Genomic DNA, 14,055 nt, shown 5'->3' on the forward strand with positions numbered 1-14,055 from the left:
TCTATATTATTAATTAGAAATTAGCATTCAAACCGATAGTCACGGTCATATTATTCGGATATTTCGCTCCATTGGTAGTATCCAGCAATTCCGGATCCCAGAGTTTGAATTTACTGAATGTAAGCAGATTGGTTCCCGCTACATAGAAACGGAAAGACTTGATAAAGGTCTTGCTCAACCAGGTTTTCGGTAATGTATATCCTATTTCTGCATTTTTCAAACGAAGGAAGCTACGGTCGCGCAACCAGATAGTAGATGACTGGTTATTGTTGGAACTGCCGGCTTCTGCACCGTAACTCAGACGAGGATATTTCGCAGCATCATTCTGGTCGGCAGTATTGGTAGTCTTCCATGAATATTTATAAAGATCTTCATAAATAGCCGAACGGTCCATATTGTCACTGCTGAAAGGACGCAGAGGAGTGCCGCTCAGATAGGTAGAAGTACGTGCTACCCCTTGGAAAAATACACTGGCATCAAAATTCTTCCATTTGGCTGTGAGTCCGAAACCGTATGTGATTTCAGGAAGGTCGGTATAACCGATAGAGATTTGGTCGTATGTATCAATTTTACCATCACCGTTCACATCCTTATATTTGGTATCGCCCACTCTGTATTCACCGAACATCTGTGTCGGGCTGTTGTCTATCTCTTCCTGACTTTCAAAGAATCCCAAAGCAATAAGTCCTTTACGTTGTGTCGCACCGTTACGCCCGAATGGTTTGCCAATAGAGTTCTGATATTTGTATTCCCAATCCGGTTCGTCATTGTCCAACATCTGATTGCGGGAGAAAGTAAAATTGCCGCGGCCTGTCAGCAATACTTTACCTACTTGTTGCTGATATTCAACCGTGCCGTCTATACCGGATACTTTTGCCTTGCCGACATTTACATAAGGAGTTGTCGTAAGACCGACAATAGCCGGCAGTCCTGCACGTGCCAGGAAAATACCATTACGCTCCTCGTAGAAATAATCTGCCTGAATTTTCAGTTTGTCAAACAGACGGAGTTCAATACCTGCATTCACTTTTGTCGCTTCCTCCCAAGATACATTCGTGTTTTCAATTTCTCCTACACGATAGCCTGTACCTGTCTGATTGCCCGTCTTCCCGTATTTCCATCCATTTACTGCATTGATAGTCGGTTCGTAAGCCCATCTTCTGTATGCTCCGATATCGTCGTTACCTACTTTACCATAAGATGCTTTCAACTTCAAGTCATTTACTACCTTCGTCAATGGTTCAAACCACTTTTCACTGGATACCATCCAACCCAATGCATAAGCAGGGAAGAATCCGAAACGATGACCACGGGCAAAATTCTCCGAACCTGTATATCCCATGTTGAATTCCGCAAAATACTTATCTTTATAAGCATAAGTCAGACGTCCTGCCAATCCCTGGCTCTTATACGGTAATGACTTCTTTTGGTTTTCTGCTGTCAGCAGTTTATAGATTTTATGATTATATAAAAACAGAACGCCTACACGATGTTTTTGGGCAAATAAATGTGTATAATTAAGTGAACCTTCCATGTAAGTGGTAATTTTGGATACAGTCACCGGAGCGGCATATGACAGATTATTGGAACCTTCATAAATTGTTTTATAGTCCAATGAACCGTCATCATTCCGTCCTGTCGCATGAAACTGAGGGGGAGTTTTCGAACGAACCTGTAACGTATTATTAGAAGCATCCCAAGAGAATTTAATATTTGCAGTCAGTCCCGGAGTAATCATATCCAATTTCTGAGTGACACCAATCAATGACTGGGCAGAGTTCCAGCTTTGTTCACGATAGCCGGAATGTACCAACAGATTCCACGGGTTAAATCCACTGGCGGAACTTGGTGCCGAAATAGTTCCGTCTGAATATTGAACGGGAAAAGCATTCGGAGAAGTATTGAAAGCATACTCCCAAATATCTTTTGTCGTAGCTCCCGGTCCCCATGAATTTTCATAAATATTAGCCAGGTTCACATTGAATGTTGTAGTCGGTGTAACCGAGAAATCCATATTGGCACGGAAGTTGAACTTCGTATAATGGATGGAAGAATTGTAATCGTAAACATTACCCGCATTTCTGAAAATAGAACCTTCATTATAGAACCCACCGGATACATAGTATTTACAGATATCACCACCACCGGAAAGATTCAGTGTAATGCGTTCGCTGGAAGCCAGGTTCCTGTACATTTGGTCCAGCCAGTTTACGTTCGGATAAAGGTCTGTGTCGGAACCGTCTCCATATTTCTGGATTTGCTCTGCTGAATAGCCGCCGTCACCGTTACCAGTCAACCCTTTCGCTTCATTATACATTTCAGCCCACTGTACAGAATTAGCCATTTCGGGCATACGTGTAGGAGTTTTGAATCCCATTTCCGCACGTACATTGATACGAGGTTTGCCTTCCGTACCTTTCTTTGTCGTAATCAAGATAACACCGTTTGCACCACGCACACCATATACAGCCGATGCAGAAGCATCTTTCAAGATAGAGAAAGTAGCAATATCGTCTACATCAACCAAGTCGAGTTCGCGTTCGATACCGTCTACCAAGACTAGCGGAGTAGAGTTGCCTTTGAAAGAAGCTATACCACGGATATAAAAATCGGAAGCACTGTTCTTGCCCGGTTCACCGGATGCCTGCATAGAAACCACACCTGCAAGTTGTCCTGCCAGTACGTTTGATATATTGGAACCCGGAATGTTCAATTCGCCTACGTCTAATGAAGAAATTGCACCTACAACGCTCTCTTTCTTCTGATGTCCGTAACCTACTACTACAACTTCGTCCAGTTTCTTCGTATCCGCATTTAACGTTACATTAATAATACTTTGGTCACCAATGACTATCTCCTGTTTTGTCATACCGATGTATGAAAATTCAAGTACGCCACCAATTCCTTCAACGGTAATCGTATATTTACCATCCAAATTAGTAACTGCTCCGGACGAACTGTTTTTCAGCCACACACTAGCTCCGATAATTGGTTCTTTCAAATCTCCGTCAATAACAGTACCTGTTATAACACGTTTCTTCTGTTGTTGCTGTTGTTCTGCCTTCTCCGTTTTGCTTACTTTGAAAATAACTTCATTTCCTTTGATGATGTAATTCACTCCACTGTCTGTAAACAGCTTTTTCAATACCTCTTCAACGGTTCCGCTACAATTGATGTTTTTCTTTGTGTTATCCCTCAAGTCACTGTCTTTATAGAAAAAAGTATATTCACTGTTTTTCTCAATAAACTGAATAGCTTCCTTCAAGGAGAATTGTCCCTTTACCGAAATATGTCCTTGTGCTGCCAGGACTGAAATCGGATACAAGAGCATAAAAACCGCGATAAATCTAAGATACCGCCAATAAGAAAAATGTTTTTCTTTCATGTTTTAATTATTAATATTAGACATAGGATTAAATTATTATGTTACTTTTAGTTACTTATTACTATCTTATCACCGTCTGTTTTTTTGTGAAGATTCATAATGAAACAAATTTTATCGACTACGTCAGCCAAAGATTCATCTTGCCGAATCGTACCACTAAAAGGAGAATTTTCTCCTTTTCCTTCGAAAACGATATGGGTATTATATATCTGATTAACTATATGAAGCAATTGTTTTAAAGGCATGGCATTAAACTTGAACTTTCCGTGTTGCCATTCTATATTCTCAATATTCCGTGTTTGTATCTTACTATCAGAGGGATCATATATTATCTGCTGTAAAGGCTTCATTATAACTTCTTCTCCGGTACGTTCCGCATTAAACGCAATACATCCGTGAAACAGCGTTATTTCGTTTTTACCATTCTCAATTTTTTCCACTAGGAACTTTGTTCCCTTTACTTCTATAAAAGCTTTTTCTATACATACCTGAAACTTACTTCCCGGATATTTTTGCACCTCAAATAAAGAGCTACCTTTCAACCACACTTTTCTGTCTTTCGTGAAATTCTTCACATAGCGGATGGAACTTTCAGGATGCATCCATACTTTCGAACTGTCCGGTAATACATACAACATATCGCTCTCCGCCAATATTTCTACAAACTCTTGCTCTTCCAGTGTAGAAACTCCTGTATAGAAAAAATATCCACCAATGATTAATGCCACAGTGATACAAGCGGCAATCAACGGCTGCCGGATTTGAAACAAGTACCTCTTGCCAGCGCTCATTTTATACTCTTTCTGAATCTTAATCCATATCCGTTCTCCAATCTCCGGATCTACTCTTTCAACATTTTCCTTCCATTGTTCCTGCATACTTTGTTCTACAATATCAATCTCAGATAATGCTCCAACTTCGTGTCTTTTGAGTTTGTCTTGAAACAGATTCTTTATTAATCTATGATTTTTATTTATTGTTTTCATTCTATATGTTTTGCTCTACTTTTGCTCGTTTGTTATAAATACACATCTCGATTTCCTACACCCTAGTGAAAATCTTATCTTTTTTCAAAATCTTTCTCCTTGCTGCTTTTTTCTCCTTTTTATTTCATTAATAAAACTATTTATCTACTTTTGTATGATAGAAGTTAAAATGACACACAAAGAATTAATTCTAAAATTCAAAGAAGGGGATGAAGAAGCATTTTCATCCATATATAAACTCTATTGGGAGAAAGTGTATAACTTTTCCCGTTTGTATCTTGTGTCGTCTGAAGATGTTGCCGAAATAGTACAAGAAGTATTCATTAAACTGTGGGAAACCCGGCATTTAGTTGATGAGAAGCAACCTTTTGAAGGTTTCCTGTTTATCATTACACGTAATCAGATTTTCAATTATTCACGCAAACAATTGAATTATTCTTTTTTGAAGATGACAGTATTACAATCTATAGAGCAATCTTATGAAGACGAAGACCAACTGGAAATTTCCGATTTAAAAAAACATCTTTCCATACTGATATCCCAATTACCGGAGCGCCAGCAGCAAATATTCCGTATGAGCCGCGAACAACATTTGACGTATAAACAAATTGCCGAACAATTGTCAATCAGTGAAAAGACAGTAGAATACCATATGACAGCAGCATTAAAATATTTACGAAAGAATTTATATCTGCTGTCACTGTTCCTCAGCTAATTTCTCACAGTTACGTACCGATATTATTTACTTCATTATGACGCTGTTTAGTTCATTTCTGTATAGTTATGAACTAATTTCCAACTTGTGCAAATTTGTCGTTAATACTGAATGAATTTATGACTGATGATGCATGATTTTATTCGTCTGACAATTGTTTCTTTTTCGTCTGACAGTTGTCAGACGGAGGAATAACAGTTGTCAGACGAAAGTTCAACAACTGTCAGACGAATAAATTTATATATAACGGAGATTAAATCATGGCATACTGCCAATCTAATTTTAGGAAAACTAAGATTAGTTTGAATGAGTTCAAATCCATACGATTATCAATAAATAGTCATATGCTAATAAGAAGCCGTTGCCGAAATACCCTCTTTTTCCAGTAAAGAGACAATCCGGTCTAGCTCCTCATGGGTAGCTTTCTGCAAATCATGATCAGGCGTTTCACGGTCAATCGTATATATCATCACTTGACTGGGAGCTATTTCTTTCACCGCTTCTATCCAAGGAAGTACATATTTATCGGACGTATTATCCATGTCTTTTCCCTGATAACCACCTTTCAGAAACATTGTCTGTACGATGCAATTTCCTTTGAATTCTTTCATTTTCTCAATAACCTTCTTTACGGAATATTTTCCGTTCGGACGGTCCAACTGATGGATATATTCTTCATCCACCGTATCCAATTTCAGAATATTATTATCAACCTTATTCAGCGCATCAAAAACAGCGGGACGATCGATAAACGTAGAATTACTTAATACACTCACTTTCGCTTTCGGAAAATAGGTATCCCGCAGCGCAAGTGTATCTTCTATGATTTCCGGAAAGTGGGGATGCGCAGTCGGCTCACCGTTTCCGGCAAATGTCAGTACATCGGGGGCAGGGCCATTTGCCTGCATATCTTTCAGTTTCTCTTCAAGAGCTGTGCGGACTTCTTCACGGGTAGGAAGATGCTTTTTCGTACGATGTTCGGCATTGAAACCACATTCGCAGTAAATACAGTCGAATGAACACACTTTACCGTCATCCGGTAATAAGTTAATCCCCAAAGAAACACCCAGACGGCGGGAATGAACAGGACCGAAGATGGGTGAAGGAAAAATAATAGTCATCTTATTCTAATTTTATCATTTACAATTTATATTTTATAAACTGATTATCTCCAGTTGACGTTGCAATATTAAACTGCTTACTTTGTCTACTAATTTCTCCAATTAGTTTTGCACAAAGATAGCCTAAAACTTGATACGCAGTTGCATTTGTATATCTGCTTTTTTATTTCCACGGATTAAATCGTTGCCGGAACCTATCTCATTCCGGTCCAAGTAGATAGTTTCGCCGAACTTGGTTATGAACAACCAGTGTTTATTCAGTTCATATCTCAAACGGACACTGCACCGGAATCCACTGCCTTGGAATGACGGAGTATAGAATGTATAAAGCAATCCTTTTTCGGATGCATATACACGCGAATCATAACTGTCTGTAGAAAAGTAACTGCCTTGAACGTCAGCAAACAGCCTGGCCCAAGGCAGTTGGGAGGATATCATTTGTGTAACCTGATATCCTATGTCAGCAGCTCTGTCCTGAGAATGAAAATGATTATAATCCAAAGTTGTACGACTGCTAAACACATCTTTAAAAGAATAGTTCAAGCGATAACGAAATTGGTGATGAAAAATAGGAAGCGTTAGCGTTCCTTTACTTCCTGTCAGGTCACGCTCTTTTTGTTTATAACGATATTTCAACTCCATTGAGAGATTAGCGCGAGGAGTAAAAGTTGCTTGAACCAGTCCGTCCATCCCACGGGAAGATTTATTGATTCGGTATCTTTTCCACGGAAAAGAAAATAAGTCGAATGAAGCGAAGAATTTCCAATAAGCAAAAGGAGAGGTTTCCAATCCTAAATAATATCCCTGTTCATTCTGGATTGTACTTCCCTCTCCAAAGGAATGGGCGAACATTGCCCAATAGTTATAAGAATAGAACCGATGTATCAACATAAGATGAACATCCTGAACCGGTGAATATTGCAGACGGTTCAAAGAAGCCCAACCTTGTTTTCCCACTGCCGTCTCTCCCTGAAAAGAAAAACGATGCCAGCGATAAGCGTAGTCCACTCCCAGATTATAGAAATTATTTCCATGAAGATTATATTTGGAATAACCTGTTAATTCCGGTTCATAAGGTCGGTTGAAAACATAGTAAATGCCGGTGATACCCAGCTTTATACGGTTCTGTTGATAACTTATATTTCCACCTGTCAATTGCAAGGTGAACAGGTGCTTTTTATCCGCTTCTTTTTGGCTTCGATGTAGTCCGGTTTTATAGACAGATGTTATTTCTCCATCCGTTACCACACCGTCCAAAGAACGATGTGAATAAAAGCCCGACACATCCCAATGCCTGGATAAAGCAACAGTGGCAGCCACTCCCCGAAAATAATTGTATTCATCCGTAGAAGAGTGTTTCTTTATCCCACTGCTGCGATTGTTGAAAGAAGAAGCATAGATTGTCTTTCCCATCAGATAATCCGTACTAACCACCAGTCCCTGACCAAAACTGAGCCGATAGTTACCAACAGCTAATGCTTTTAACCGTCCACAGTTTTTCAATAGCAAATAAAAGGAATAATAATCGTAGCCATAACGATTGTGTAAAGCTCCAAAAGGCTCTCCACCATCTTTCTCGGCAACGACTCCTGCATAGAGTCGGTCACTATATCGAAAACTATACTTTACAGAGTTATAAACAGCAGGCCCCAGATAGGTATGTTCATAACCTTTCCGCTTATAAAACGGTATATCCATGCGAGTTAGCACTTCATTTCTGCCATACTTTCCTGCGCTTTTCAACATAGTTTTCCACCGAAAAGCAGATTCATTGTTAATAGCTTTTATACAGACAAAAGGCAGTAAATACTGGATAGTCTGCCTATCCATATCTTCTATTAACTGGAGTTCATAAATGGTTTGCATCTGTCCGTGAATGTAGATATAAGCTAACAGGTGTTCAATCTGAATATCACTCAAAAAAGGAAATTGTTCGAGTTGTTCACGGGTAGCGGCATTCAGATTAACCGGCTCCTGCAGACGAGTGGAAAGTTCTTCCAGTTCATTTTCCCAATTCAAGGTATTAACTGAGTTATTAATATCATTATTAACAGATAAATCTTCAAGAACATCTTCCAAAAGACTCTCTGAAGGGTTTTGAGCACTACAAGCAGGAATTATGAACAGGCTGTTTATAATACTTATCAACCGGATAAGTTGAGCAGTTTTCATCAATAAAAAGTGTATTATCTTCTTGCATTTTATGTACAAAGCGGCAAAGATACTTTAAATAGGTTAACATCTTTGTGAAAAGACTGAATAATAAAATTTTAATCCTATTTTTGTATCGTGAAAAGAAGGCTTAACATAGTAATAATGATGCTGTTTGCTATTGTTTGCTGTACAATGCGCGTACAGGCTCAGGAAAAGCAAAGCATCAATGGATACTTGGTTCCGATGTGTATCTATAATGGAGATACGATTCCATGTGTCCAGTTAAGAACTGTGTATATCTTCCGCCCGCTAAAGTTCAAGAACGAAAAGGAACGTCAGGAATACTACCGATTGGTACGGAATGTAAAAAAAGTATATCCCATATCAAAAGAAATTAACCAGGCTATTATTGAAACTTACGAGTATCTGCAAACTCTACCTAATGAAAAGGCTCGTCAAAAGCATATCAAACGGGTGGAAAAAGGTCTGAAAGAACAATATACCCCCCGAATGAAAAAACTCTCTTTTGCACAGGGGAAACTGTTGATTAAATTAATAGACCGCCAAAGTAATTCTACCAGTTATGAACTGGTGAAAGCATTTATGGGACCTTTCAAAGCCGGATTCTATCAGACATTCGCTGCGCTGTTCGGTGCCAGCCTGAAAAAAGAATATGACCCGGAAGGTGAAGATAAACTAACGGAACGTGTCGTACTGTTGGTAGAGAACGGACAAATCTGAACAACACACCTGATACTTATTAACCAATCTTACTAACCGAAGTTAGTAAAGTTACCGCACCCTTCCTTATCTTGAATTTACCAACACTTGTTCTGCATTTACAGGCCATATATAAGCAATATACAGGAGCTATATATGCTACTTGCAGGAACTATATGTCCAACACGCAGCGCATATATCCCCAATATACAGAATATATATGCGCTGTAAACAGCATCTATATATCCTACAACGAGTATAATTATATAACTTGAATTCTATACTTATGAACAATTACATATATATTGATTATAAGCGAATTAACTATATTATCCACCAGTTATAAACCACTTATTAACCAATCCTGTTTATGCTGTCAGCGCAGCTTTTTGAACAAATCCCAAATCACAATTCCGGTAGTTACGGAAACATTCAAAGAGTGCTTGGTACCATATTGGGGAATCTCTATGCAGCCGTCCGAATGGTCAATAACCTCCTGTTGCACCCCTTTCACTTCGTTTCCCATTACGATAGCATACTTCTTACTCTTATCCAGTTGAAGCTCATCCAACATGATGCTTCCTTCTGCCTGTTCTACGGAATAAACGATATACCCTTCATTTTTGAGGTTATCAACAGCATCAACAGCGTTATTAACATACTTCCAGTCAACAGTGAACTCGGCACCCAGTGCAGTCTTATGCATTTCAGGGTGTGGAGGAGTGGCCGTTATACCACACAGATAGATACATTCAATGCGGAATGCATCCGAAGTACGGAACACGGAACCTATGTTATGCAAACTACGAATATCGTCCAGCACTACCACCAAGGGCAGTTTATCAGCCTGTTTGAACTCTTCGGCGCTGATACGGTTCAGCTCTGTTATTTTCAGTTTACGCATACGTTTTACTCTTAATTACATTCAGTGTGCAAAGGTAATCCTTTTCTGTTAACAGAGGTGTTGATAACGGTTTAAAACCTGTCAAAACTATCGGCAAAGATTTTGAAAAATAATTCTTGCATTATTCAAAAGAAGATATAAGAGGCCTTCATTATGAACATTCCAAAAAACTAACCCAAAACTTTCTACACAGACATAAACATATTTTTCAGCACTTATCTGCCTGTTTATATCCATAAAGTTTTTAACTTTGCACTTTATCAACAGGGAGTTAATAGCAAACTTCCATTTGACGGCATTTGACGGTGCTTTCATTGATAATGAAGCGAATAGGATAGGATAGTTTCTTCTTTACATCAGTTCATAACCGACTCATAAAGCGGAAGCATAGACTAATAACTTATTCAGCAAGAAAAATCGTATTTATTTGCTAACATTATTAACAGGCTATCATCACTAACAAAGGATTTTTTTTAAAAGGAAAGAAATAAGAATATTATTATGAATGAACTCATAAAGGCTATTAACGAGCTGAAGAAAGAAAAGAATGCAATCATTCTGGGGCACTACTACCAGAAGGGTGAGATACAGGACATCGCCGATTACGTTGGCGATAGTTTGGCATTGGCTCAATGGGCGGCGAAAACGGAAGCGGATATTATTGTGATGTGCGGCGTTCATTTTATGGGTGAGACGGCGAAGGTGCTTTGTCCGGGGAAGAAGGTACTGGTTCCCGACATGGAAGCGGGCTGTTCGTTGGCGGACAGTTGTCCGGCGGATAAGTTTGCGCAGTTTGTCAAAGAGCATCCGGGACACACCGTTATTTCGTACGTCAATACGACGGCTGCGGTGAAAGCTGTGACAGATGTGGTGGTGACTTCCACTAATGCGAAGCAGATTGTGGAAAGCTTTCCTAAAGATGAGAAAATAATCTTTGGGCCGGATAGGAATCTGGGTAATTATATCAACTCAGTTACGAACAGGAATATGTTACTTTGGGATGGAGCCTGCCATGTGCATGAACAGTTCTCTGTTGAAAAGATTGTGGAACTGAAAGCGCAGCATCCGGAAGCGTTGGTGCTGGCACATCCCGAATGCAAGAGTACGGTATTGAAACTGGCTGACGTAGTAGGCTCTACGGCTGCTCTGTTGAAGTATGCCGTGAACCATCCGGAAAATACGTATATCGTGGCTACCGAATCGGGTATCTTACATGAGATGCAGAAGAAGTGTCCGCAAACAACGTTTATCCCTGCTCCACCGAACGATAGTACGTGTGGATGTAACGAGTGTAGCTTCATGCGGTTGAATACGCTGGAGAAGCTGTATGAGTGTCTGAAAAATGAGTCACCGGAGATTACGGTCGATCCGGAAGTGGCGAAGAAGGCAGTGAAGCCGATTCAGCGGATGTTGGAGATTTCGGCGGAATTGGGGCTATAGGATTATTAAGAGATATTTATTTTAGAAATACGAAATAGTTTCCATTCAACGGATATTAAGTAAAAAAGAGAAGTACGGAATCCTTTCGAGTTCCGTACTTCTCTTTTTTATTTTGTTTATTATTATTGCTTAGAAACACTGCCAAGCAGTAGTAATTTTTTCTTAATTGGTTTCTTCCGAACTCTGCAACATCTGGAACAACTTATCCAGTTTCGGAGCCATGATAATCTCCGTACGCCGGTTCTTGCTTCTGCCTTCGGCTGTTTCATTATCATCGACAGGCATATATTCACCGCGTCCGCTAGGCTGTATCTGCAACGGATTCACATGATAATTCTTAATCAGGATACGGACAACAGAGGTGGCGCGAATCACACTCAAATCCCAGTTATCTTTGAACTGCACTGTGTTGATAGGCTTGTTATCCGTATGTCCTTCGATGAATACGTCAATATCCGTCTGCTTGTTCAAGACTTCGGCCAACTTGCCAAGCGCTTCTTCACCACGTTTGTCCAAACGGGCGCTTCCCGACTGGAACAGTAACTTGTCCGACATTGCCACATATACTTTTCCGTCTTTCTCGCGAACGGTCAGTTCTTCACTGCTGAATCCTAATAGCGCATCCTTTACGCTGCTCAACAGTTTCTGCACTTTCTCGTTTTGCGCGTTAATCATCTGTTGCAGTTCGTTGATGGTACGTTCTCTTTCGTTCAGTTCATTCTTCTTTTGGTTCAACAAGGCATTCAGTTTCTCCTGTTCGGTCATGTTCACGTTCAGCATGCTTTGATACTGACGGATACTGTTTCCCATTCTTGTCGTATCACGCAGAAGATTCTTGATTTGTGCCGACATTTGAGCGTTTGTATGACGGCAGTCGGTCAATAATCCTTGCAGACTATCTTTGCTTGCGGTGGCTGCCATTTCTGCAAGCATAAATTTCTTTTTCGTCACACACGAAGTACATAACAGTAGCGTAAATAGAGTAAATAGAGTAATTTTCTTCATTGTGTTTTATGTTTTAAAGAGTATGGATAATCAACGTTGCAGAAATTCGCAGAGCTTCTGCACAGCTAACGCACGATGGCTGATTTGGTTCTTTATATCATTTCCCAGTTCGGCAAAAGTCTTGTCGTAACCCTCCGGTTTGAATATGGGGTCGTATCCAAAGCCCGAATCCCCCCGTTTTTCCTTGATTATTTCGCCTTTTATCACTCCTTCGAAGAGATATTCTTTTCCGTCCAGTATCAGTGATATCGCGGTGCGGAATTGCGCCTTGCGGTTCTCCTTTCCTTCAAGGTCATGGAGTAGTTTGAGCATATTGGCTTGTGCGTCGTGCCCTTCTCCGCCTGCGTAGCGTGCGGAATAAACTCCGGGAGCTCCGTCGAGGGCCTCTACTTCCAGGCCGGTGTCATCGGCGAAGCAATCCAAACCGTAGTTGTTAAAGATAAAGGAAGATTTCAACAGGGCATTTCCTTCCAGCGTATCAGCCGTTTCGGGAATGTCCGTATGGCAGTCGATATCATTCAGGCTTAACAGTTCTATCTGCTCACCTAATATGGCGGCCACTTCTTCCAGTTTATGAGCATTGTTGGTAGCAAATACAAGTTTGCGTTTCATCATTTTGTTTCTTGTTTTAGCAAAGTTATCCGATAGTTGTTCCAATCAGTTATTTCACTTTCAGTTTGTCAAATCCTTCACCATATACTCCGATAACGGAACTTTGTGAGATAAAGGCATTCGGGTCGATGCGTTTCACCAGGCGGAAGATGTCGAGCGACTGGCGTTTCTTTGCCAATACGACGAGTACTTTTACATTGTTCTTGCTATACCATCCGGTGCCGTCGAGTACCGTTACTCCGCGGTCGGCGTCTTTGATGATGCGGTCGGCTATTTCGTCGTATTTCTTTGAGAAGATGAAGAACTGCACCGATTGGCGGGCACTGTTGATGATCCAGTCAAGCACAACGCCGATGATAAACAGCGTGACAAAACCGAAGATGACACGGCGCCAGTCGTGGAATATAAAGTAGCAGGAACTGATGATGAATACATCACAAATCATAATCATTCGGCCGAGTGACACGTCTTTATACTTGTTGACGATGGCGGCGATAATATCCGTTCCACCGGTACTTCCGTTGTAGTTGAAAGTAATGCCCAAGCCTACACCACACATGGCTGCGCCGATGATACAAGCCATAAAGTCCTGTCCTGCGCCGAGCAACAGCGGTTTGCCGTCCGGTGTCATATCCGGTGCTACCACATAATTGTTTACTATTAATTGAAAAAGCCAAAGCAAAAAGGTCAGTACAAAGATGGCATAGGTGGTCTTTATGCTGAATCGCGGGCCTAATATCTTGATGGCAAATGTCATCAGGATTGCATTGATAATAAAATACGACCATTGGATTGGAAATCCTGTCGCGTAGTAAATGATAGCTCCGATACCGGTGGTACCCCCTGTTGTTATCTGGTAGGGTAGCAGAAATGCCGCCCATCCCAAAGAATAACTTATCAATCCGAGAGTGATATAGACATAGTCTTTCACTTCTCTCATTATTTCCGCTTTTGCCGGTTTATGCATAGGGTTTATGATTATTTCAGTCACGGATTACACGGATTTCACGGTT

The 14,055-nt window shown here is 40.4% G+C and carries 11 protein-coding genes; 3 read left to right on the plus strand and 8 right to left on the minus strand.

The genetic code is table 11. The features are described 5' to 3' along the window. Positions 1 to 13: 13 nt before the first annotated feature. Positions 14 to 3,385, minus strand: a complete 3,372-nt coding sequence (locus RDN93_RS02300) for a TonB-dependent receptor (RefSeq protein ID WP_308744047.1) — start codon at positions 3,383 to 3,385, stop codon at positions 14 to 16. A gap of 47 nt (positions 3,386 to 3,432) precedes the next feature. Then, entirely contained in the window at positions 3,433 to 4,371 is a 939-nt protein-coding gene (locus RDN93_RS02305; RefSeq protein WP_308744048.1) for a FecR family protein, read from the minus strand. A gap of 169 nt (positions 4,372 to 4,540) precedes the next feature. Between RDN93_RS02305 and RDN93_RS02310 the strand changes: the two genes are divergently transcribed. Next, positions 4,541 to 5,086: an RNA polymerase sigma-70 factor gene (locus tag RDN93_RS02310; protein WP_308744049.1), complete on the plus strand. Its 546-nt coding sequence runs from the start codon at positions 4,541 to 4,543 to the stop codon at positions 5,084 to 5,086. Between the two features lie 347 nt (positions 5,087 to 5,433). Here the strand turns inward: RDN93_RS02310 and RDN93_RS02315 are convergent, their stop codons facing one another. Further along, complete coding sequence (locus RDN93_RS02315; RefSeq protein WP_308744050.1) at positions 5,434 to 6,207, minus strand: radical SAM protein; 774 nt, start codon at positions 6,205 to 6,207, stop codon at positions 5,434 to 5,436. A gap of 123 nt (positions 6,208 to 6,330) precedes the next feature. Continuing rightward, positions 6,331 to 8,379: a helix-hairpin-helix domain-containing protein gene (locus RDN93_RS02320; RefSeq protein ID WP_308744051.1), complete on the minus strand. Its 2,049-nt coding sequence runs from the start codon at positions 8,377 to 8,379 to the stop codon at positions 6,331 to 6,333. A 144-nt stretch (positions 8,380 to 8,523) separates the two neighbouring features. Here RDN93_RS02320 and RDN93_RS02325 point away from each other — a divergent pair, with 144 nt between their 5' ends. Beyond that, positions 8,524 to 9,102, plus strand: a complete 579-nt coding sequence (locus RDN93_RS02325; protein ID WP_308744052.1) for a DUF4294 domain-containing protein — start codon at positions 8,524 to 8,526, stop codon at positions 9,100 to 9,102. Positions 9,103 to 9,457: 355 nt separating this feature from the next. Here the strand turns inward: RDN93_RS02325 and RDN93_RS02330 are convergent, their stop codons facing one another. Next, positions 9,458 to 9,985 (minus strand): RNA methyltransferase, encoded by a 528-nt coding sequence (locus tag RDN93_RS02330; RefSeq protein ID WP_308744053.1) that lies wholly within the window; start codon positions 9,983 to 9,985, stop codon positions 9,458 to 9,460. Between the two features lie 501 nt (positions 9,986 to 10,486). Here RDN93_RS02330 and nadA point away from each other — a divergent pair. Further along, the gene (gene nadA, locus RDN93_RS02335; RefSeq protein ID WP_308744054.1) at positions 10,487 to 11,425 is read left to right on the plus strand and encodes a quinolinate synthase NadA; all 939 of its coding nucleotides are present in this window, start codon (positions 10,487 to 10,489) and stop codon (positions 11,423 to 11,425) included. Positions 11,426 to 11,587: 162 nt separating this feature from the next. On the opposite strand, the gene RDN93_RS02340 is transcribed toward nadA, so the two are convergent. The 3 genes from RDN93_RS02340 to RDN93_RS02350 are packed head-to-tail and all read right to left on the minus strand — an operon-like array spanning position 11,588 to position 14,009. Beyond that, entirely contained in the window at positions 11,588 to 12,430 is an 843-nt protein-coding gene (locus tag RDN93_RS02340; RefSeq protein ID WP_308744055.1) for an OmpA family protein, read from the minus strand. Positions 12,431 to 12,460: 30 nt separating this feature from the next. Continuing rightward, complete coding sequence (locus RDN93_RS02345) at positions 12,461 to 13,042, minus strand: non-canonical purine NTP diphosphatase (RefSeq protein WP_308744083.1); 582 nt, start codon at positions 13,040 to 13,042, stop codon at positions 12,461 to 12,463. Positions 13,043 to 13,091: 49 nt separating this feature from the next. Further along, complete coding sequence (locus RDN93_RS02350) at positions 13,092 to 14,009, minus strand: YitT family protein (RefSeq protein WP_308744056.1); 918 nt, start codon at positions 14,007 to 14,009, stop codon at positions 13,092 to 13,094. Positions 14,010 to 14,055 lie beyond the last annotated feature (46 nt).

The sequence above is a fragment of the uncultured Bacteroides sp. genome (genome assembly GCF_902491285.1).
GTDB lineage: Bacteria > Bacteroidota > Bacteroidia > Bacteroidales > Bacteroidaceae > Bacteroides.